Origin of the sequence: Vibrio sp. DW001 (assembly GCF_029016285.1) — a bacterium.
GTDB lineage: Bacteria > Pseudomonadota > Gammaproteobacteria > Enterobacterales > Vibrionaceae > Vibrio.
Genome location: NZ_CP091975.1, coordinates 2704066 through 2727745 on the forward strand (window position 1 = coordinate 2704066; position 23680 = coordinate 2727745).

16 protein-coding genes are annotated in these 23680 nt (G+C 42.4%); 1 reads left to right on the forward strand and 15 read right to left on the reverse strand.

All coding sequences use genetic code 11. The annotated features are described in order from the left end of the window. Positions 1-76: 76 nt before the first annotated feature. The 4 genes from L3V77_RS12270 to fabB all read right to left on the reverse strand — a co-directional run bounded on the left by L3V77_RS12270 (position 77) and on the right by fabB (position 8615). The gene (locus L3V77_RS12270) at positions 77-4642 is read right to left on the reverse strand and encodes a FimV/HubP family polar landmark protein (protein ID WP_275134417.1); all 4566 of its coding nucleotides are present in this window, start codon (positions 4640-4642) and stop codon (positions 77-79) included. 310 nt (positions 4643-4952) lie between these two features. Next, on the reverse strand, positions 4953-5966 hold the full coding sequence (locus tag L3V77_RS12275; protein WP_275134418.1) for an aspartate-semialdehyde dehydrogenase: 1014 nt from the start codon (positions 5964-5966) through the stop codon (positions 4953-4955). Beyond that, the gene (locus L3V77_RS12280; protein WP_275134419.1) at positions 5963-7117 is read right to left on the reverse strand and encodes a 4-phosphoerythronate dehydrogenase; all 1155 of its coding nucleotides are present in this window, start codon (positions 7115-7117) and stop codon (positions 5963-5965) included. Before L3V77_RS12280 ends, L3V77_RS12275 begins: the two co-directional genes overlap by 4 nt. Before the next feature lie 286 nt (positions 7118-7403). Beyond that, complete coding sequence (gene fabB / locus L3V77_RS12285; protein WP_275134420.1) at positions 7404-8615, reverse strand: beta-ketoacyl-ACP synthase I; 1212 nt, start codon at positions 8613-8615, stop codon at positions 7404-7406. Between the two features lie 143 nt (positions 8616-8758). Between fabB and mnmC the strand changes: the two genes are divergently transcribed. Beyond that, on the forward strand, positions 8759-10765 hold the full coding sequence (gene mnmC / locus L3V77_RS12290) for a bifunctional tRNA (5-methylaminomethyl-2-thiouridine)(34)-methyltransferase MnmD/FAD-dependent 5-carboxymethylaminomethyl-2-thiouridine(34) oxidoreductase MnmC (RefSeq protein WP_275134421.1): 2007 nt from the start codon (positions 8759-8761) through the stop codon (positions 10763-10765). A gap of 58 nt (positions 10766-10823) precedes the next feature. Here the strand turns inward: mnmC and glgA are convergent, their stop codons facing one another. From glgA to L3V77_RS12345, 11 genes are all read right to left on the reverse strand, one after another. Continuing rightward, a complete protein-coding gene (gene glgA, locus L3V77_RS12295) occupies positions 10824-12299 on the reverse strand; it encodes a glycogen synthase GlgA (protein WP_275134422.1) in 1476 nt (491 codons plus the stop codon). A 210-nt stretch (positions 12300-12509) separates the two neighbouring features. Then, positions 12510-12770 (reverse strand): YfcL family protein, encoded by a 261-nt coding sequence (locus tag L3V77_RS12300; RefSeq protein WP_275134423.1) that lies wholly within the window; start codon positions 12768-12770, stop codon positions 12510-12512. Positions 12771-12815: 45 nt separating this feature from the next. Further along, positions 12816-13346: an elongation factor P hydroxylase gene (locus L3V77_RS12305; RefSeq protein WP_275134424.1), complete on the reverse strand. Its 531-nt coding sequence runs from the start codon at positions 13344-13346 to the stop codon at positions 12816-12818. 56 nt (positions 13347-13402) lie between these two features. Beyond that, the gene (aroC, locus tag L3V77_RS12310) at positions 13403-14488 is read right to left on the reverse strand and encodes a chorismate synthase (protein WP_275134425.1); all 1086 of its coding nucleotides are present in this window, start codon (positions 14486-14488) and stop codon (positions 13403-13405) included. Between the two features lie 179 nt (positions 14489-14667). Then, positions 14668-15603 (reverse strand): 50S ribosomal protein L3 N(5)-glutamine methyltransferase, encoded by a 936-nt coding sequence (prmB, locus tag L3V77_RS12315; RefSeq protein WP_275134426.1) that lies wholly within the window; start codon positions 15601-15603, stop codon positions 14668-14670. A gap of 907 nt (positions 15604-16510) precedes the next feature. Beyond that, positions 16511-17983: a sodium:solute symporter family protein gene (locus L3V77_RS12320; RefSeq protein WP_275134427.1), complete on the reverse strand. Its 1473-nt coding sequence runs from the start codon at positions 17981-17983 to the stop codon at positions 16511-16513. Positions 17984-18214: 231 nt separating this feature from the next. Then, positions 18215-19195 carry a LysR family transcriptional regulator gene (locus tag L3V77_RS12325; RefSeq protein WP_275134428.1) on the reverse strand — a complete coding sequence of 327 codons (981 nt, stop codon included), beginning with the start codon at positions 19193-19195 and terminating at the stop codon, positions 18215-18217. A 171-nt stretch (positions 19196-19366) separates the two neighbouring features. Beyond that, positions 19367-20290, reverse strand: coding sequence for a 3-keto-5-aminohexanoate cleavage protein (locus L3V77_RS12330; RefSeq protein ID WP_275134429.1), 924 nt, complete (start codon positions 20288-20290; stop codon positions 19367-19369). A 140-nt stretch (positions 20291-20430) separates the two neighbouring features. Further along, positions 20431-21615 carry an acetyl-CoA C-acetyltransferase gene (locus L3V77_RS12335; RefSeq protein WP_275134430.1) on the reverse strand — a complete coding sequence of 395 codons (1185 nt, stop codon included), beginning with the start codon at positions 21613-21615 and terminating at the stop codon, positions 20431-20433. A 79-nt stretch (positions 21616-21694) separates the two neighbouring features. Beyond that, the gene (locus tag L3V77_RS12340; RefSeq protein ID WP_275134431.1) at positions 21695-22666 is read right to left on the reverse strand and encodes a cyclase family protein; all 972 of its coding nucleotides are present in this window, start codon (positions 22664-22666) and stop codon (positions 21695-21697) included. A 51-nt stretch (positions 22667-22717) separates the two neighbouring features. Next, positions 22718-23671, reverse strand: a complete 954-nt coding sequence (locus L3V77_RS12345; protein ID WP_275134432.1) for a 3-hydroxyacyl-CoA dehydrogenase family protein — start codon at positions 23669-23671, stop codon at positions 22718-22720. Between the last annotated feature and the right edge of the window lie 9 nt (positions 23672-23680).

Sequence of the window (23680 nt, forward strand, 5' to 3'; positions counted from 1 at the left end):
TTCGAAGCTCAAGTAACCTACATAGTTGGAACAACATATAAGGTTACTTGAGTGACTACCATTCACAGTTTGCTTGCTATTGATTTTCTATTTTATCAAGTAACTCTCTAGCTTGCTGACGAATGGCTTCTTCGCCATATAACAACGCTTCTTCAAGCAATCGTGTGGCGCCTTCCGTGTCATTCATTTCGATGTAGATCTTCGCCAGGTCTAGTTTTCCTGCCGCCTCAGCATTGGCGTCAACATCAAACTGCTCAACATTCCCAATAACATCAGGAAACTCGTTTAAACCCACATCTAATTTTAACTCTTCCTCGTCAGGGTCGATTTCATTCTCATCCACGACATCCGCTTGCGCCATCAGTTCATCGACACTCATAAACGTCTGTTCATTTTCTAAAGACTTAGCATCAATTTCGGATTGTTCACCCCAATCTTCTTCTTGAGCCACCGGTTCCTCTGTCTGAGATCCCCATACATCCTGTTCGTCTTCAGGAATGTCTGTCGGTATATTCGCTTGCTGCTCTTCAGATAGCGCAAAACCATTCCAGTCCTCACCACCAACATCCAACATGGTATCGATATCCATGCCTGCACTCGCGATCGTTTTCTCATCTAAAGTGACATCATTTCTCAACGCTGGGGCTTCATCATCACTGAGTAGTTCGGCCAGCGTGGCTGACTCATCATACTGATCAAGCTTTTTCTTGTCGCCGACTTCACGGACACTGTCATCAACACCTTCAGCAACCGCGTCAGAATCATCCATTTCAGCAAAGAAACTGTCAAACTCATCTAGAGACTCTTCTTTCTCTGATAGAACCGCTTCGTTAAATGCGTGAATTTCTTCTTTATCTTCTTGTTGTTGCTCATTGCCTGAATCACTGAAGATTGCATCAAGCTCTGAAAGTTTTTCCGGTGTCGTCTCTTGTTTTTCAGAAACAAAATTTAATGTTTTCTCTAATTCAGCCCGATCTTCAGATGAAGGTTCAGCAGGCGATGTATCATCTTTGACGTCATTCAGAAGAGCACTTAGCTCGTTATTTTCGTCATCGTCATCAAGTGCGTCACCGCTGAGTCCAAGTGTTTCCTCTGGTTCTTCAAGTCGTTCAGAATCGTTCTCTAGAATGGTTTCCAGATCAGGCTCATGTAATACATCACTAAGCGCGCTGGTTTCGTCATATTCGCCAAGCTCATCGTCGTTGAGTTCCAATGTCTCCGTTGGTTCTCTAAGTGATTCAGGATCGATATCTGGTAGTATTTCAAGATCTGGTTCTTGTAAAACATCGACAAGCGCGCTGGTTTCGTCATATTCACCAAGCTCCTCGTCACTGAGTTCCAGTGTCTCTGTTGGCTCATCAAGTAATTCCGGATCGATCTCTGGAAGCGTTTCAAGATCTGGCTCTTGTAAAACATCGACAAGCGCGCTGGTTTCGTCATATTCACCAAGCTCCTCGTCACTGAGTTCCAGTGTCTCTGTTGGCTCATCAAGTAATTCCGGATCGATCTCTGGAAGCGTTTCAAGATCTGGCTCTTGTAAAACATCGCCAAGCGCGCTGGTTTCGTCATATTCACCAAGCTCGTCGTCACTGAGATCCAGTGTCTCTGTTAGCTCATCAAGGGCTTCCCGCTCGATTTCTGCTAACGTATCAGGCTCTGGCTCTTGTAACGCATCATTAAGCGCGTTAACTTCATCGTCTTCACCGAACTTGTCGTCGCTGAGTTCCCGTGCCTCTGTTGGCTCCTCAAAGGCTTCCGGCTCGATTTCTGCTAACGTATCAGGCTCTGGCTCTTGTACCGCATCATTAAGCGCGTTAACTTCATCGTCTTCACCGAACTTGTCGTCGCTGAGTTCCCGTGCCTCTGTTGGTTCCTCAAGGGCTTCCGGCTCGATTTCTGCTAACGTATCAAGTTCTGGCGCTTCAACCAATGTTGATTCATCACTTGCTTCTGGCTTTTCATCTGTTTCAAGGTCCCAATCTTCATCTTGAGGGGTACCAAATTCATTCGCTATCGCTTCATCTTTAAGATCAGAGAGTTTTTCATCTGGATGAACAATGGCACCGTCAACAGATTCGGTTGGCGGCTCATAATCAACTTCTTGCTTTCCCTCGTCAGGTTCCTCTACATCAAAATCTTCGATTTCAGACATGTAACTGTCTATATCATCTAGTTCTTCAATTTTGTCGGCATGCTCAGAGCCATCAATATGCGGAGTAAAATCAAAGCGGCCTTTTTGTGCCACATCACTATCAGTGAGCGTTGACACCTCTCGTTCAAGAAGCCCATCAAAAGGTTCATCTTCCGATAACAATTCATCCAACAAAGCCGTGCTATTTTCATCTAGTTCAGATTCTTCTCCAATTGAACCTTCTCCCGCTTGTGGCTCTATACCAAACTCGGCTAACAGGTCATCAGGATCCGTACTCGTCTCGCCAGATTCTTTCTCGGCATCCTCAAGCAACTCATCCAGAAGTGCTGTGCTGTCTTCACTGACTTCAATATCATCAGAGGCATCCGCACTAGCACTAGCAACATCATCACCGTCATCAGAGATCAACTCGTCTAACAATGCCGTGTTGTCTTCTAGATCTAATTCCGAGTCGTCGGAACTTTCAGGTGCATCAAAAAGCTCATCCAGCAGCTCAGTGCTGTTTTCTGATAATTCGGGTATATCGTCGTCATTTGAATCTTCGTCATCAAGTAAATCATCTAATAACGCCGTACTATCCTCTGAAAGCTCAGCGGCGGCGTCTTCTTGCTCTAAAACGTCATCGAGCAGTTCGGTACTATTTTCTGCAAGCAGGTCATCAATTGAGTCTGCATCAACTGACTCAGTTTCCATTTGATAATTAGCGAGTATATCGTCTATATCATCGGATTCCGCCGCGTCGTTCTGTGTCGCTGCCGGTTGATAACTGGACAGTATATCGTCTATATCATCAGACTCAGCCGCGTCGTTCTGTGTTGCTGCTGGTTGATAACTGGACAGTATATCGTCTATATCATCAGACTCAGCCGCGTCGCTCTGCGCTGCTGCCGGTTGATAACTGGATAATATATCGTCTATATCATCAGAATCGCTATTATTTTTCTCATCACCACTGTCGAGGTCAAAATCGTCAAGGTCACTCTCATTACTATTTTCTTCTTTGACGCTATTAAATAGGTCATCGAGTGCTGACTGGTCAATTTCGTCTGCAGCTAGTGCTTCTGCGTCATCTTCACCGGCCAATAACTCGTCCAGATCATCTTGTGACATCCCATTTTCGTCAGAGAGATCAAACTCACTCTCAAATTCATTCTCGTCCCTGGAAGATTCGTTATCTAACGCTCTTTCCATATCTTCTAGACTGAGTGCTTCCTCGTCACCGTCTACACTAATCCCGTTTGAGCTCTGTTCGATCTTATCGAGTTCTGTATCGAAATCACCATTATCTGCAATGCTTGCAAATGGGTCATCCTCACCATCATCTAGATTAAAGTCCAAATCACTGTCGTCGAGGTTAGCAAAGACATCGTCCTCCGCTAATTGTTCATCTTCATCATCTATATCAAAGATATTCTCGTCTGAAAGCTCTCCGAACAGATCATCATCAATACCGACATCTTCATCAATATCTTCATCTAAATTAATCTCTGGCACGTCATCTGAATCATCATCCATCAACGAGATGACTTCTGGCCCTTCGGGGATCAACTGCTCTTGAGGTTGTTCTGCTCCGCCTTTACGAGTCAATAAAAGAACGATAATAAGCACAAACAACAACCCAGGGATTAAGGCTAGCAATACGACAAACCAAGTATTGGCCAAAAGCATGTCGAGTTGACTTGGTTCTATTTGAGCCGTCTCAAGCGCTTTTTTACGCTCTTCTCCTAGCAGTTTCTCTACCTCATCACGAATTCGGCTTTCGTCACCAAGTTCATCTTTTAGATTGCCTACTTCATCTTGGACATCCGTCAACATGAGACGAAGCTTATGATTTTTTTCTTCTAAAGCGGCTAACTCGCCTTCTGTAGTCGTGAGATCTTGTTTTAATTTAGTGACATGCTCACGCTGTTTAGAATCAACTTTAACCTCGTTACTCTCAACAACTGCGACTTCAATAGGCTTTGGTTGTTTAGGCGCTTGCGGTGGAGTGAGGTCTGTCTCTGTTATCGGTGCTGGTTTTGCAACAGGACTAGAGACGACCGTTGTCCCTTTTTGCTGCTTATTATGCGCTTGCATAATACGAACCGCTTCATTGGTATTCTCTGCTTGAACTTGTTCTAGAGATGGCACCCTTAATCGACTACCCGACCTCAATTCATGGATATTTTGTTGGTCAAATGCTTGCGGATTCAGTTTATAGATCGCAAGTAAAGTCTGCTGTACAGAGTATCGTCGTGACGGTCGTAGTTTGGTCGCGATTGACCAAAGGGTTTCATTATTCGCTGTTGGCCCATAGAAATCAGCGCTATTTCCGACGACGTTTGAAACGGAGGCGTTGGAAGGCTGAGTGGCCTGTTGCGTAATCTGAACTGAAGATTGAACTTCACCATCAGGCCCAATTAGGCGAATAGATTCAGCAACAGCGAGATCGGCTGAAACTGTTAAAAGTAACGCTAAAGGCGTAATGAGACGCTTTAGGATTGGATGCATATAAGGCTCGTCTTTCTGCGTTAAAACTTAATTAATTAATATAGAGCAAATACCCGTGGGTAAATGAACTTATATCTCTAAAAAGGGGACAGCTTCTAAATATATCGGATATCAGATGGAAAACTATAGGTCTCTACAAAAAAAAGTCGATAAATCATCAAAATATCAATTTTTATTACTAAATTAAGGGGTGGCCTACATTTCAGGGAAGCCTTTGGTCCGCTTTACTGCCAACCAAAACTTGGCATATTCCAAAAAAAAGCCCTAGCAATCGCTAGGGCTTTTTCATCGAACAGCTTAAAAGTCGTGACTAAAAATAGTCTCGAATAAGTAATTCAGCAATCTGTACTGCATTGGTGGCGGCGCCTTTACGCACATTGTCCGCAACCACCCACATATTGATACCACTGTGATGGCTAATATCATTTCTGATACGACCTACCATAACATGGTCTTTACCGCCGCTATCACGCACTTGAGTTGGGAAGTCTTGCCCTTGGAATACTTCGACACCATCTGTGTCTTCAAGCATTTGAATAACTTGCTCAGCATCAATTGGCGAACGAGTTTCAATATGAATCGCTTCTGCATGACCATAAAATACGGGAACTCGAACACAAGTAGGGTTCACCATTATAGAGGTGTCATTGAAGATTTTCTGTGTTTCCCAAACCATTTTCATCTCTTCTTTGGTATAGCCGTTCTCCATAAAAGCATCGATTTGAGGAATACAGTTAAATGCGATTTGTTGGCTAAATGCTTCAGGTTCAGCGGGCACGCCACTCAATAGTTTTGCCGTCTGGCCTGCTAGCTCATCAATGCCTGACTTTCCTGCTCCAGACACGGATTGGTAGGTAGATACATTAATTCTTTCAATCCCTACTTCATCATGAATCGGCTTAAGGGCAACCAACATCTGAATAGTTGAGCAATTTGGATTCGCAATAATGTTGCGATTACGAAAGTCAGCTATTGCTTCTGGGTTAACTTCAGGAACGACGAGAGGGATATCATAATCGTATCTGAATTGAGAGGTATTATCGATAACAACCACACCCTCATCAGCGGCGATAGGCGCCCATTTTTCTGACAGTTCAGCACCGGCAGAAAATAACGCAATATGCACCTGAGACCAATCAAAGTTCTCTACATTTTCAACCAAGATTGACTTACCATTAAAACGATAGCTTTTACCTTCACTGCGTTCACTAGCTAACAGGTACAAGTTCCCTACAGGAAAATTACGTTCTTTTAGAACATCCAGTATGGCTTCGCCAACAGCGCCCGTGGCACCAAATACTGCTAAATTAAATTCTTGGCTCATTTTTCCACCTCTATTTGGAAACCTAATTGTCTCAATGGCTCTAGCTGGCATGTTTTGTCACCAACTAAGCGAATAGCACTATATTCTCTTCTATCCCAATAATTTTTACGCATCGCATCAAATGCGCTTTCATTCTCTGATTCTGTCTGTTCACGGGAGATTTCGCGACGAAATATGGCGTCATCATGTCGTACATCATAAGTTAATTGAATAAGATTATGCAGTACAGCTTCATCCCATTCTCGGTCAACAGAAACCTGAGGAATTGGGGCTATTGGTAATAAATCTGAAGCATTTGATCGTTCTTTTCTTTTTAAAAACGCGCAATAAAAGTTGAAAATCATGGTTGTCCCACGAGCCTTACCTTCTAAACCGTAGCCCGCAACATGAGGGGTGGCAAAATCGAGAAAAGGCAAAAGTTCAAGATCAACAGCGGGTTCGTGTTCGAACACGTCTAAACTCGCGCTAAATCCATCTTGTTTCATCAAACGTCGTTTAAGCGCCAGATTATCGACGACCGGTCCTCTAGCCGCATTTATCAATATTTGATCCGCTCTCATATTGTCGAGTCTATTTTCATCAATTAAATGATACGTAGGATATTTACCGACCTTTGTGATCGGTGTATGCAGCGTAATAACATCAGATTGCTCGAGCAAAAAATCCAAATCTACAAACTTTCTATTATCACCTTCCGCTTGTTTTATCGGATCATTAAGTAAGACTTTGATACCTATACCCTGTAACGCTTCGGATAGATAACTTCCAACCTGACCCGCACCTACAATCCCGACGGTTTTTTCTAAAACAGAAAATCCTTTCTGTTGAGCCAACACCATCAATACACTAAAGACGTATTCTGCAACACCGACTTTGTTGCAGCCTGGCGCTGCGGTAAAGAAAACGCCTCTCTGTTTAAGTAGCGCCTGATCGACATGATCCATTCCCGCCGTTGCTGTCCCTACAAATTTTAGTCGATTTGCATGTTTAAGAAGGGCCGAATTCACTTTGGTGACTGAACGAATCATAAGTGCATCAACATCAACCAGATCTTCTGCTTGAATCTCGCGGCCAGATTTAAATGTCACTTCGCCAAGTTGACGAAACAGAGCGTCCGCATAAGGCATGGCCTCATCGATAAGAATTTTCATAAACACGTTTTTTTCTAGGTTGCTAGGAGGGGGGATTGTGGCGCAATAAAATATTATTCGCCAGTATATTTTTACGTGACGCGACACTATTTGATCAACCAACATCTTCAGATGATTGAAAATAAAAATGCCCGGTCACCAAATAAATTGATAACCGGGCTAAATCCAGAACAAAAGGATCACGTTCCGCTCTCAAAGGAACATGTTTGCGTCTGTCTGATCAGTCAAGCTGACCGATTCTGGAAACCTTTTCCGTCTTCCGTTTCAGATAGGGTTCTAAAACGAATTACGCTTTATATTTTTTAATGACCAAAGTCGCGTTCGTGCCGCCAAAGCCAAAGCTATTTGACATAACCGTATTTATTTCTTGATCACGTCTTTCGGTTACGATATCCAAGCCTGCTGCTGCTGCATCTAACTCATCAATATTGATGCTTGGTGCAATAAAGCTGTTCTCTAGCATCAATGTTGAATAGATAGCTTCATGAACACCTGCCGCACCAAGAGCGTGGCCTGTCATTGCTTTTGTCGCAGAAATCGCAGGGCTGTTACCACCAAATACGTCTTGGATTGCCTCTAGTTCTTTACCATCGCCAATCGGTGTTGATGTACCATGAGTGTTTACATAGTCGATGCTGTCAACATTTTGCATTGCGTCTCTCATGCAACGAGCCGCGCCTTCACCTGAAGGTGCAGTCATGTCGTAGCCATCAGAAGTCGCACCATAACCGACAATCTCACCATAAATCTTCGCACCACGAGCAAGAGCATGTTCTAGCTCTTCAACGACAACAATACCGCCACCGCCTGAAATAACGAAGCCATCTCGGTTAGCATCATAAGTACGTGAAGCTTTTTCTGGTGTTTCATTATATTTAGTTGATAGTGCGCCCATTGCGTCAAACATCATTGTTTGACTCCAGTCTAGCTCTTCACCACCACCCGCAAAAACAACATCTTGTTTGCCAAGTTGGATAAGCTCTACCGCATGACCAATACAGTGTGCAGAGGTTGCACACGCCGAACTCATCGAATAGTTAACACCAAGAATTTTAAATGGTGTAGCCAAACAAGCCGATACCGTCGATGACATGGTACGAGTGACCATATAAGGGCCCACACGACGCACGCCTTTTTCACGAAGCGTATCAACAGCTAAAGTTTGGTTCAGCGCGGATGCACCACCAGACCCAACGACAATTCCGGTACGAATATTAGACACTTGATCTTCAGCTAGAGCTGAATCTTCAACGGCTTGTTCCATAGAAAGGTAAGCATAAGCGGCTGCATCTCCCATAAAGCGCATTTTTTTGCGGTCAATATGATCGGCTGGTTTGATCTTGAGATCACCCCAAACTTGAGAGCGTAAGCCCATTTCTTTGAACTGTTCAGATTCGTTGATACCTGATTTGCCTGCTTTAAGAGACTCTAGTACTTCTTCAACGTTATTACCGATACTAGACACAATACCCATACCAGTGATGACAGCGCGTTTCATTTTACATTCCTATAAATAATAAAATCTTTAAGATTACTGCACGATAATACCCAAGTTAACCATCAAAAGTGGTCAGCTTTCCCATAAAAACGTACAATTTAGTCTAATCTACGACTAACTATAAGCCAAACAGTTCAAAAACCATGACGTCAATTACAAACGCAACCCTCGAATGGAATGAAGCTGGGATACCTGTTTCCGAACAATTTGGTGACGTATACTTCTCTAACGTAAACGGTTTAGAAGAGACACGCTACGTATTTCTTAAGCAAAATGATCTACCTAATAGATGGCATTCATATGACCAACGCCGTTTTGTTGTGGCTGAAACCGGTTTTGGCACTGGCCTGAACTTCCTAGCAGTATGGCAGTCGTTTGAGAAATATCGAGCGGAATTTCCAAATGCACCACTAAAAGAGCTTCATTTCATTAGCTTCGAGAAGTTTCCCTTAGATATTACGGATTTAACAAAAGCACATCAAGCTTGGCCTGAACTGGCACAATACGCGAAACAGTTGCAAGAAGCCTACCCAATTAGCGTGCCCGAATGTCATCGAATTATATTAGCTGGCGGTGCTATAACCCTTGACCTCTGGTTTGGAGACATCAAAGAATGCATGCCTCTCGTGCCAACAAATGAGTCAGGTATTGTTGACGCTTGGTTTCTCGATGGCTTTGCGCCCAGTAAGAATCCTGAAATGTGGAACCAAAATCTATTTGAAGGTATGGCTAAATTGGCTAAGCAAAACTGCACTTGTGCAACCTTTACCGCCGCGGGTTTTGTTCGAAGGGGGCTTATAGAAGCAGGGTTCGCAATGAGAAAAGTCAAAGGCTTTGGAATCAAAAGGGAGATGATCGCTGGCACATTGGCACATAAAAAACCCTTTTCTAATATTCAACCTTGGTTTGCCCGACCTAACCAGTCACCCGTAACCGACGTCGCCATCATAGGCGGTGGTATCGCTAGCGCGGCACTGGCAGCAAGCTTGTGTCAAAGAGGAGTAAACGTAACCCTGTACTGCAAAGACTCGCAACCTGCTCTCAATGCGTCCGGAAATAAGCAAGGCGCACTCTATCCATTACTGAATAGCAACCATAGTGGTGCCTCACGAATTTATGCCCCCGCATTTTTATTCGCCAGACAGTTTTTTGACCAAGCCGCAAAGCGATTTAATTATGACCACGATTGGTGTGGTGTCACTCATCTTGCTTGGAATGACAAAGCGAGTCAAAAGCTCGACAACATACTTTTAGGTGACCATGTAACAGACTTAGTTGTCCCTGTTTCTGCAGAAGAGATGGATCAGTTGGTCGGTTTATCAACGGGGTTGGCAGGTATTACCTACCCTATGGGAGGGTGGCTTTCTCCAAGTGAGCTCACTCAAAAGCTTATCCAAGAACAGATTAATGGTGGTCGACTGACTCTCATCAGTCATACCCAAATTAAAACATTGGAACAAAATCAGGATAACCACTGGACACTGCATAGCGAAAACTCGAACTTTCAACATGATGTTGTCGTGGTGGCAAACGGCCATGATGCTGGTCAGTTTAACCAAACCTCAACGATACCCCAGTCAGCAGTTAAGGGACAGGTAAGCCACGTTCCCACAACACCTACACTGAAACAACTAAAAACAGTACTGTGTTATAACGGTTATATGACACCCCACAATCCCAACAATCAATATCACTGTATCGGAGCCAGTCACGATCGAGACAATATTGACCACAACTTCGATGTTCTAGCGCAGCAAGAAAACGCTTATAAATTGGTTAGAACATTACCCGATAAAACCTGGGTGAAAGAGGTGAATATTGGCGATAACCTAGCAAAACAAGGTATTCGCAGTACGAGTCGAGACCATTTACCTTTTGTAGGTAATGTGTGTGATTTTGAATCAGTAAAAAGTGAATATGCCCACCTACTCCAAGACAAAAATGTCGGCCCGATAGCAGACTACCGTAACCTCTATTGCTTCATGGCGTTAGGGGGCCGTGGGCTCTGCTCTGCTCCTTTAATGGCGGAGGTTTTGGCCTCTCAAATATGTAACGACCCCATACCATTGCCAGTCGATTGTTTAGAAGGTATCCACCCCGCGAGAATGTGGGTTCGTAAGCTATTAAAAGGACGGCCAGTCGGCCAATGAAAAAACGCCTCGAAAGATCAGTAGACCTTAGAGGCGTTCTTTTAATGAATACTCGATACTAGTATCGAGTATTCGCATGTTCATACAACTCTTCATATTCTGTTGCGGTAAGTTGCCAAGAGAAATCTGTCGTCATTCCGTTAACCATCATTCGTTCGAAGGCGGGTTTATCATTGCGATAAATAGACGCCGCCCAACGCATCGTATCTCTCAATGCGGCAGGGTAAAGATCGTAAAACTTAAATCCAGTCGCATGTTCAAGATTGCCTGCCGAATAATTATGTACCGTATCTTCAAGACCGCCGGTTGATCTTACAATCGGCACGGTTCCGTATTTCATACTGTACATTTGATTAAGGCCACATGGCTCATATCGTGATGGCATAACAAAGAAATCTGCGCCCGCTTCAACTAAATGAGCAAGCTTGTTGCTGTATCCAATATATGCGCCGAATTTATGAGGATATCGTTTAGCATAATCGGTTAATGCCGACTCTTGCCAACTCTCACCAGAGCCAACAATGACAAACTGAACATCATCTTGCTCTAGCATCTCATGAATACATTCAATAAATACATCAAGCCCTTTCTGAGTAGCAAGCCTTGAAACCACGCCATAAATAGCGACATCAGGTCTTACTTCTAAACCAAATTCTTTCTGCAGCTCCGCTTTACACAACGCTTTTCCTGACAAGTCATTGTGTGAATAGTTGTGAGGCAACAAGGTATCTGATTCTGGATCCCACTCTTGAATATCTATCCCATTAATGATGCCACGCAGTTTGCCTTTTACAGCTTTGTGCTGAAGCGCATTCTCCAAACTGAAGCCATATTCTGCTGTCAATATTTCTTCGGCATAGGTTGGGCTTACGGTGGTCACCATATCCGCCGACAATACGCCCGCTTTTAGGAAGTTAAGTTGATCATAGAATTCTAAACATTGGAAGTTAAAGTAATCCCAAGGGAGCCCTGTCAAAGGAAGATTAGACTTGTTGAATACACCTTGGTAACCGATATTGTGGATCGTCATAATAGACTTTGTTTCTGAGAAGTTACTGTAGGCGTTATACAGATCACTTTTCACATACACGTTACACAATGCGACGTGCCAATCATTACTGTGCAATACGTCGACTTTGATATCTAACGCTAGAACGGCCTGCATAATGGCTCTAGAAAGAAAAATAAAGCGTTCTGCATTATCTACATACTCACTTCCACCCCAGTCATACAGCTTAGGACGGTCGTAAAACTTGTCGTACTCAATAAAATAAAATGAGAGATTTTCGCTGATTTTGTGTTGTCTTATTGACGCCCACTCTTCATTTTCTTCGCCAAATGGAACGCCCAACATTTCATAAACGCGTTCTGTTTGTTCGCACCTTTCTCCCATGACTTGGGGATAATAGGGCATGATGACCGATACATTGTGTCCATTTTCCGCCATCGCATAAGGAAGCGAATACGACACATCAGCTAACCCACCGGTTTTTGCATAAGGGGCAGCTTCACTTGTAGCCCAGACTATATTCATTATCTATTACCTCAAAGACTAAATATGCGTTGAGTAAAGTGGTTCAATTAGAACAACAAAGAGTTTGTAAACCCAAACACACTAATACACTCACCAAATAGTCTTTTGTAACATAAAGATTTTACCGACTCCACTGCGAGTCCGCCAAAATAGAAAAGAGTTATATTTACTTATGAAAACCTTGAATTTCGTTAGGTTTTTTGCCAACAATTATGCTTTTATAAGCTGAGCCCATAGATCGGCCACTATCGTACGATCGGCTGGTGTTAGCTCTGAACGCGCATCTTCTAGGCTTTGCTCTACCTTCTTTTTAAATGACTCTACATCTTCGATACCTTCTGCTTCGCAGTCCGCTGCAGAAAGAGAGATGTGTCCTCTTAGGTAACCTCCTGCAAACAGTTCATCATCCGATGCACTCACTACCGATGCGTCAATCATTTCTAACCATTTTTCTTCATGTTCAATAATCATTGATATTCTCTATATTCCACTTTAAATACTATTTCACTTAGCACATTATTTTACTTCAAACTGATGTATTTCTAATTCTGGAGTGTGGTAAAAATCACGTAATGCTTCCGAGAGCAATTTTACTCTATATGGGCTCCCCTGCACTAAAATATCTTTTACCTGTTGATGTACGATATTCATAAATGCCAATCTATCCGGTTCCACATCACCTTGCAGGTTGTCACAACTGACATTAAATGGGAACCCAGCACTTACGGCCAATATCCACTCGTAAGCTTGCGGCCTCACCTCTACTTTCTCAAACTCAGCCTGTACATCTGCAGTCCGCCCATCCGGTTCATACCAATAACCGAAATCTTCAAGTAATCGACGCTCTGATCCCGCGACACACCAATGGGCAATTTCGTGTAGTGCAGAGGCATAAAAACCACGCGCAAAAACGATTCGATGGAATAGCACTTCTTTGTCTGCTGGCAGATAGATAGGTTCATCCCCACCAAGCTCAAGCTTGGTGTTGAACTCTTGGTAAAAGGTTTGATTGAATAGAGTGACTAGGTCTTGATAATGATGCGGCATGATAATGACAATTCTGGCTATAAAAGAGGCCACCCTAATGGGTGGCGACGTTAAGGTTAAATCTTTGGCGTTTCTGTTGTCACACCAAAGTTTTGTCCGCGGTGGCGCAACAAATGATCCATTAAAACGATCGCCAACATTGCTTCTGCAATAGGTACGGCTCGAATACCGACACACGGGTCATGACGACCTTTTGTGATAAGTTGTGTTGACTCACCCGTTCTCGTTATGGTTTCCCCCGGAACGGTAATACTAGACGTCGGCTTAAGCGCAATATTAGCAACGATATCTTGGCCAGTAGAAATGCCACCCAATATGCCACCGGCATGATTGGACTTGAACCCATTTGGCGTCAGAGGGTCTCTATGTTGACTTCCTTTTTGATGAACGACATCAAAGCCATCACCAATCTCAACACCTTTTACGGCATTAATACTCATTAGACAATGTGCAATATCTGCGTCTAGTCGATCAAATATAGGTTCACCTAAGCCAACAGGAACATTGGTCGCAACAACCTGAAGCTTTGCTCCAATCGAATCACCTTGCTTTTTAAGGTCACGTATCAGTTGGTCTAAATCGTCTACTTTGTCTACATCAGGGCAGAAAAAAGCATTGTTTTCTATCTCGTCCCAGTCAACTTTATCTATTGACACATCACCCATTTGAGACAAATAAGCACGGACTTCTACACCAAATTCTTTTTGAAGATATTTTTTTGCAATTGCACCCGCCGCCACTCGCATTGCTGTTTCACGAGCAGATGAACGGCCACCACCACGATAATCGCGAACCCCATATTTTTGATGGTAGGTGTAATCCGCATGCCCAGGGCGGAATTTATCTTTTATTTCAGAGTAATCTTTTGAACGCTGATCGGTATTTTCTATCAAAAGTCCAATTGACGTCCCTGTGGTTTGACCTTCAAACACACCAGAAAGTATTTTTACCTCATCTGGTTCACGACGTGCAGTTGTGTACTTAGAGGTCCCAGGTCTACGGCGGTCCAAATCCTTTTGTAAATCAGCTTCGGTTATCTCAAGTCCAGGCGGGCATCCATCAACAATACAGCCTAACGCTATACCGTGACTCTCTCCAAATGTAGTTACTCGAAAGTGCTGACCAATACTATTTCCTGCCATAATATCCTCACAATTCTTAACTCAATGTTTTCGCTAATCTACCCATCTAGTTAGACTGATATTTGCTATTGAGTACTTATTCGTCATACTTTCATGTTCGCTTGATACGCAGTAGATGTAAACCCTTTAGACAGAAAAAACGCCAGTAGAGACTGGCGTTTTTAGAATTGAATGGTGCTTTAGTCTTTATAGAGAGAAAATTCGTCTGCGCACGCTACCAGTTGTTCACGGGTCAACGTAAAGACACCGTGTCCACCATTTGCAAATTCAATCCAAGTGAAAGGAAGCTCAGGGTATTGCTCCATCATGTGAACCATTGAGTTGCCAACTTCACAAATCAAAACTCCATTTTCATTTAAATAATTGGGTGCATTGGCCAAAATTCTGCGTACCAATTTCAAACCATCCGTTCCTGCCGCTAAACCCAGTTCAGGTTCATGAGTGAATTCATCCGGTAGACTATTCATGTCTTCCGCATCTACATAGGGTGGATTAGACACGATCAAATCGTATTTATCTAAGTCAGGTAGGTCACGGAACAGGTCTGAACGAATAGGGAAAACTTGTTGCTCCATTCCGTGCTCTTGAATATTTTTTTCAGCAACCTCTAGCGCATCAGCAGAGATATCAATAGCATCGATTTCAGCATCAGGAAACGCATAGCCGCAAACAATAGCAATACAGCCACTGCCCGTACATAAATCCATAATTCTATGAGGCTGATCTAACAGCCACGGCTGGAATTCAGATTCGATCAATTCACCAATTGGGGAACGAGGAACAAGAACACGCTCATCAACATAAAACTCTAAGCCACAAAAGTACGCTTTGTTGGTTAAGTAAGCCGTTGGGGTGCGATCATTAATACGTTTAACGACGCGATTAACAATACGGCTACGCTCCGTTGAAGTGAGTCTGGAATTTAGAATATGTGGTGGCACATCGATAGGAAGATAAAGCGTTGGTAGGATTAGTTGAATCGCTTCATCCCATGAGTTATCGGTACCGTGACCATAAAAAATCCCGGCAGCATTAAAGCGGCTTACTGTCCAACGAAGCATGTCTTGAAGGGTGTACAGCTCTGATACCACTTCTTCCACAAAAATCTTATCCAAAATTACCTCCAAATTATCCCCATTAAAAATTGTATCTGGCACAAATAACGCTCTATTCGTTCTTAGGGGTTTCAACCACCAATTATATCTGTGCCGTAACGTAAAGCTACCCTAATCTTTCGAAGAAAATTACTGCCTAACTTTTGATACCGTTATGACATCGAAATAATTCAAGTCTATTTGAAATCAATCTTCAGTTTTCCATAATTTCTATGTGGTTAATATTTATATTTTGAAGCCTTGCGTCATTGCTTAAGCAACCCGACTCAACCTTTCTGCAGTACTCTATTTTATAGATAATGTATCCACTGTTATGAAAATATAACGGTAATAACATAAAAATATATTGTGCATATTCACGCAAAATCAAGAAGATGCACTTCACTTTAGTGAGGATGACCAATTTTGGTAAACTTAACCAGACAGCATTGCACTCGAGTGAGCATTTCTAGGATGTGAGTGAGGGGGCTAAGTGCGAGTATTATCTCTGTAAATACTCGGCCATATGACGGTTAAGATTTCAGGATAACTAAGAATTTGAAAAATCGAAGCATAGTAAGAAAATAGATCACTTTCGCTTTTCTATTAAACACTCGCTTTTTATTAAACAAAAGAGTAGAAAACGCAACCATTAGGTTGCGTTTTCTACTCTTTATCGACGTCTTTCACGACGGGGAATTTTAATCTGATTCTTATTCTTTGTTACCAAAATACACAGTGCATGCATAAAAAATCACACCGGATACGATAACACCTATCATCCAAATATCAGTCTGGTCCATATTATTCGTCCTCTGCTTTTGGGCTAATCAATTTTCCAACAACCACTGATACGATAATAATGGTAAATATCATGCCTGCTGAAGTTAAAAACAACTCTGTTGCTAAATTCATAACATATCTCCTATTAAGCAGTCACTGGTTGATTTTTACGACTGAATTTCGCTGGTTTTGTATCTGTAGCGAAGGTCAAAAGTACAATCGTTAAGACGAGACCGACAACCGCAGTAATGTGTGCATTTTCCAATGGAGCCGTAACAGGAATAGCTGAAATAATCATTTCTTTGATAGGACGAATTGTCCAAGCTAGATTACAAGCCCAAGATACAAGTAATGTCGTTGTCGCGACTGTCGCACTACGCTTCCAGAATAAACCCGCAACGGTGACAAAGAACAAAGGCGCCAACCATGCAAACAGCCAGTTAATCGAAGGTACGATTGCAGGTTGGTTGAAGAACGTAAGAACCGCACCCACGATACCGAAAATCATAATCATAAGTTGTATGGTTTTCTTCTCCTCAAGAGGTGCCATCTCTGTCTTGCGGTTCGCTTGAATAATATCTTTTGTGAAGATAGTTGCTGGTGCCAGTACCGTCATCGCATAGGTTGAAAGTAGAGCTCCCATGAAACCAGCTTGTAGAAGAACCACTAACCAAGTAGGAAGAAGTTTAACAACTAAGGTCGCTCCAGCTAATTTTGGCCCAAGCTCTGCAAATTCAGGAATTGTCACAGCAGCTAAACCAACTAAAACTGGGAATACACCGAAGAGACCGTTAATAGGCGCTGCAATCCAGATAGAACGACGAATAACTTTTTCATTCTTGGCTGACATCGCGGCGGCCATACCCTGTTGATTAACAGACTGCGAGAATACAACAGAAAAAATAGTGGCGACACCAAAGCCGAATAGTAATTCAGACGTTCCGAAGATGCTAAGTTTGAATTCTTGACCATTGTCTACATAGAATTGTCTAACACCATCCCAACCTTCAGGAAGCGCAAATGCCAGATAGAAACCAGCGACAATAATAGAACCATACATCACAACTGCGTTAACCAAGTTAACATACATTGTCTGCTTGATACCACCCATGGTCACATAGGCTAATCCGAGTGCTGCACCAACAACAACTGAGATAGGTAGAGACCAACCGCTAGAAGAAGAGATAGCAATACCTAGCGCTTGTGTTTCAAGAGAAACGAGGCCGAAAACTACCATTCCACCAACACAAGCAGTCAGATTTCTCATCTGTTTACCAAATAAATGTCCTTGAAGTTCAGGAATAGTCGCACAACCTAAACGTCGTACCCAACGTCCAGTACCCAAGCAGATAACACACATTAGAATAGTATGGGCAAAACAGAACCAAAGCGCCACAGCACCGATACTATAAGACATTTCCATTAAGCCATATACGTGTGCAGAACCTAAATAAGTTATCGCAAGAGTAACCGAGAACATCGCTATATTGGCATCCGCCCCGCCTCGTGCCATATCCGTTACCTTACCGGACGCTTTGTCTTTCTGATTTAAGTACCACCCAATACTACCAATTACGACAATATTATAGATGAGCACCATTATTAATACGGAGTTCATACTTCATTCCTCTAAAATTATTAAAATTCATTATCTAACTCCTATTAATAATGCACTACATGCAAATAAAAAACGCGGCACCAAATCACCATTCAACAGCTACGACGTCCCACGAATAAGAAGCTTTGTTTCATGAATAGCACGGCTTAAAATATTAGTAAAAACAGCTATGAAAATTAAAAAAAAAGACCGCAATCTCTCACAGTCTTTTTAATAACACTAACATCACATTTAAGATTTAAATTCGTTTACTTTTTCTCGATGATTTGACAAGAAAAAATCTTTAAAAGATTTAACACAATGAGTCATAAATCGTTGTGGCAAATAATAAATATTTAGAAACCAATCATCAGTTTCATATTCATCTAACAATGAGACTAATGACCCATCTCGAATATACTTCTGAACAATAAATTCAGGTAAGTATGTAATTCCGGTAGAATGCAACGCTGCGGATAACATCATTTGCGCATCCGATACTTCGATAGACTTTACAATTCTAATAGGAATAGTTTCACCATTTTGTTTGAATATCCACTGATTTTGATTTTGCAAAGCCTTCGAGTACAAACAACGGTGGTTGACTAAGTCCTGTGGAACCAGTGGCTCCCCATACTTGCGTATATAGTCAGGTGACGCTACGGTAATAAATTTTTGCGTAAGTAGATTTCTACGGACCAAAAGCAATTCAGAGTCTTTATTCGATGCATACCCTGAGACTGCCGATATAATAAAATCGTGGTCTTTGTAGTAATCCATTCCTCGTGGCGTCATCGTCAATTGAATATTAACCAAAGGGTTACTATCCACAAAATCACCGATGATCGGCATCACCACTTTTTCAGCATAAATGGGCGTACAACAAACTTTTATATTACCACGGGTTTCTGTAGTAAATCCTGTTAACTCATTGATCATTAAATGAATATCATCTGTTATTTCAGAAAATTTACTGTATAGAAATGATCCTGCTTCAGTCAGCCTTTCGTTTGGGTTATTTCGTTGATATAAGGCTATACCCAGCTCATCCTCTAGATCGCTTAACCAACGTGAACCCGTACTTGTAGAGATGCTCATCGTTTCAGCTGCTTTAGTGATTGAACCTGCATTTATCAACTCGATAAAAAATAGCATTCTGACCAGTTGATGTGGGTCAATAATACTTGAGCCATTCAGCCCTTGTGTGCCAACCGTTCCCTCTTTTAACATCATTGCATCTCTAGATATTATTTACTTCATATAATTAATACTATTTTAGGATAAACAGAACGTCATAATTACTATCTTTGTCTACTTGTGAGAAGTTACGCAATAAAAAGGGGGAAGTAACCTTAGGTCAAGGTAACTCCCCCCTTTGTCCGTCTTCTTTAGTACTTAGAAAACTTATTCGTAACTTTTCCAGCTAGGAAAGTTAGTTTTGTTGAGGTTTAGAATTTGACGAGTTTCATCTGGTGTAGCAATTTCTAGATCGTTACATTCAAGCATACGTTTAGTACGCTCAACAAACTCAACATTAGATTTCGCAAGCTGCCCACGGCGATAGTAAACATTATCTTCCATACCAACACGAATGTGACCACCTAGAGCAATACACGTGTTAACGATTGGAAGATGTCCACGGCCGATGCCTAAACCTCCCCATGTAAAGTTCGTTCCCCAGTGACGAGCTACTTCATCAAGCATTTGAATAAGGATATGAACTTCTGCAGGAGAACCACCAGGAGCACCGAGTACAAACTGGAAGTGAGGACGAACAAACGGGTTATGAACCTCTTGTTTACCGGCTTCACGCGCCTTCTCATTTGCTTTTTCTATAGACTTTCGATAGAAAATAACGTTATGAATCATACCAATATCGAAAATTTCGATTTCTGGAGTAACACCAACTAAAGGCATTTCTTTCGCTAGTTTACCAAGAAAAATTGGCGTATTTTCAAATACTGTTGTGTGAGCCCAATTCATAGTACCAGCATCAAATGTTGCAATCTCAGGGCGCAATTCCTGGAAAGGAAGCATTCTGATTTCATCCGCAAGGCCTAAACCACCAGACGTCGTCAAGTTAATGACGATATCGCATTCTGCTTCACGAATGTAATTAACGGTTTCACGGAATTTATTGATATCCATCGTTGCATTTTGATTGTCATCACGCACGTGGATGTGAGCAATAGAGGCACCTGCAGCATGACATGCAATGATTTCATCCGCTTCCTCACGAGGAGTGACCGGTACATCAGGGAACATATCTTTTTTAGGCCAAGCACCTGTACATGCAACCGTTAGAATTCGTTTATTTGCCAGAGACATATCTATTACCTCATTATTTATTTTTAGGCACCAAATTTAACTCAATAAGAACTATTTGGTGTGAAGTCATGTTATTTAACTGCCTCTACAACAAGCAGCTAAAATAGTTTTATTTCAACAGCAGCAGCTATTGGTATTTATTATTTACGTTCAATAACAACCGCAACACCTTGGCCTCCACCAATACATAATGTTGCTAGACCATAACGTTGCTCACGTTTTGTTAACTCATGAACCAAGCTAACAAGAATACGTGCACCAGATGCACCGATTGGGTGACCAAGTGCGATTGCGCCACCGTTCACATTGGTGATACTTGGGTCAAGGTCAAGACCTTTACAAACAGACAAAGCTTGCGATGCAAACGCTTCGTTTGCTTCAATCAATTCAATATCTGAAACCGTTAGACCCGCCGCTTTTAGTGCTTTTTCTGTCGCGGGTACAGGTGCGTATCCCATTGTTTCCGGGTCGACACCTGCTGATCCTTGAGAAACAATCGTTGCCAATGGCTTTAAACCAAGCTCTTTCGCTTTATCTGCACTCATAAGGACCAGTGCTGCTCCGCCATCATTCAGACCAGAAGCATTAGCGGCGGTAACGGTACCGCTACCATCACGGATAAAGGCAGGCTTAGGCTTAGAAATACTTGCCATTGTTGCGCCGAACTTTGGAAACTCATCTGTGTCTACTACGACGTCGCCACGACGCCCTGAGATAGTATGAGGTGCTATTTCGTTTACAAAACGACCAGACGTTATAGCTTGCTCAGCACGATTTTGAGACTGAACGGCAAAAGTATCTTGTTCTTCACGAGATATTTCGTATTTCTTCGCAAGGTTCTCTGCTGTGATTCCCATATGGAAACCACCAAATGCGTCGGTTAAACCGTCATTGAGCATTGTATCGGTTAACTGAGAGTGTCCCATTTTTACACCAGTACGATGGGATTGAAGAACGTGAGCGGCATTGGACATCGACTCCATTCCACCCGCGACGACTATTTCAGCTTCGCCCAGACGAATCTGATTGGCTGCATCCATTACCGCTTTCAAACCTGAACCACATACCATAGACACGACATTGGCCGTTTTATCGTTCGGGACACCAGCAAATTTGGCAACCTGTCGAGCAGGGTTTTGGCCCAGACCGCCGTTTAAAACATTACCTAAAACAACATTATCTACTTGGTCTGCTTTAATACCCGCTTCTTCAATTGCAGCCTTAACTGCGGTAACCCCTAAATCAATAGCGGAAACATTGGCATAGGCACCTAAATAAGAACCGATAGCAGTGCGCTTTGCACTTACAATTACGACTTCTTTCATGATCATAAACCTCAGAATTAATTAATTGATTCCATCACTAAATATAATTCGGTGATGGAATCCAACGCGACTCTACTGATTAGTGGTCGCCAAACGGATATACGCGGTCAGCGACATCATTCACTTGGTCTTCATCGATAATGGCCATTAGACGAGTCATTGAACCGTCACCACAATACAAATTAAGTGGTGCACCAATAATTGTGCAGCGTTTGCCCGCGATTTTAGCAACATTACCACCAACGTTTTCCCAGCCAACTTTACCGTTACCTAGAAGCAATTTATGACAAGGTTCCCATGTGCCGTTACACATACCTTTTTCTTCAACAAGGCCATAAAGCTCTTTATACGCTTCTTCACCATGAATCTCTTTGTACATGTCACGATCAAAGTGCGCATACTCTTCTTTACCAAACTTCGCGATATATTCTTCTTTCAACGGTAAACCTGAATAGCCTTCAAGGTTCATTGATAATTTCCCAGCGCACTGCTCGCCAATAGAAGTATGTAGTGGGTGGTCTAGTGCCTGTTGGTCAACACCAAGTGATTTAATATCATGTTTCATACACCAGTGACCAACTGAAGCACCTACGCCTGTCGCGTAATGGTAATACTGTTTTGAATCATCCCATTTACCTGCCATACCGGTATAAATGATAACGATCATGTCTTTTAGTTCTTCATGAGTAACACCTGTTTTAACCAGTGCTGCATCCATATGTTCAGCTTTAATCAGTGTCCACTGCTCAAGGTCTGAAAGGTCTAAACATACTGCATCACCACAATAAGCATTTAAGTCCATTTCGTGAGTATAGCGAGCACGACGTCCATCAAACTCTGTTTCAATGACATGGCGTGGTGAATCCGCGTGTGTACCGCAGTGCATTGGCATTTTGAAAAACTGAGTCAATACACCAGATTTTGCAAGACCATGAGCACGAGTAATCTCAGGCTGTGGGAAGTAAGGCCACTGAGGTGATTGAGAGCCCACTGGATGTGATAGATCGATGATTACTTTGCCTGCAAAAAAATTATGATTGTTGTTAGCCATTTTGACTATTCTCCTGAATTTTTTTAACTGATTGCATCAGTTATCGAATACTTATTTCTTTGTTGAATTACGATATGTAGTTTGGTCGATCAAGTACTTAAATAGGCCTTCTTTCGACGCGACTGCCTGCTCTGGTGTCCAAGTCTGAAAACCTTCGCCTGTTTTAAACCCTGACTTACCTTCGGCGACTAACTTCTTCAAGGTTTCACTTGGTTCCGTACCGGAATAAAGGTGTTGAAACATGTAGTCATGAATATTAAGGCTGAGTTCAGTCGAAACCATGTCAGCATTTTCAAACGGTGCTAGCTGTGGAATACGGAAACCAAATGAGTTTTTAATACAATCGTCGATAGTTTTCGGGTCGGCAATACCTTGGTCAACCATGTAGAAAGCTTCTCTCCACAACGCGTGTTGTAATCTGTTCGCTAAGAAACCCGCGACATCTTTTTTACACTCGGCTGGCGCTTTACCGCATTCAGTTAAGAAGTCCATTGATGCTTGAATTACATCATCAGCACTGTCTTCTGTACGAATAACTTCTACTAATGGTATCAATACCGCTGGATTCCAGAAATGCATTCCAATAACACGGTCTTTTTTCTCAATAACTTCTGCAATCTCAGTGATAGATTTCACTGAAGTTCCTGAGGCAAAGATACACGTCGGTTTTGCGTGAGCTTCCATTTCGCGGAAAGTAGCGTGTTTAACGTCCATCACCTCAGGCACAGATTCGAAAATCAAATCGGCATCTGCATACGCTTCAATCTCGTCTGCAGTGATTGAGATACGATCTAAAATCGCATCTTTCTGATCAGATGCCAGAAGGCCTTCACGGATAAACATATCTAACTGACCGGACATATCTTCAATTGCAGTACAGTTTGTTACGCTACGAGTTTTAATCGTCACGTTCCTGCCACCACCAGCAAAAATCTGAGCGATACCAACACCCATCATTCCTGACCCACCAACGATGGTGATGTTTTTAATGTCTGTAGAATTCATCTTTTTGCT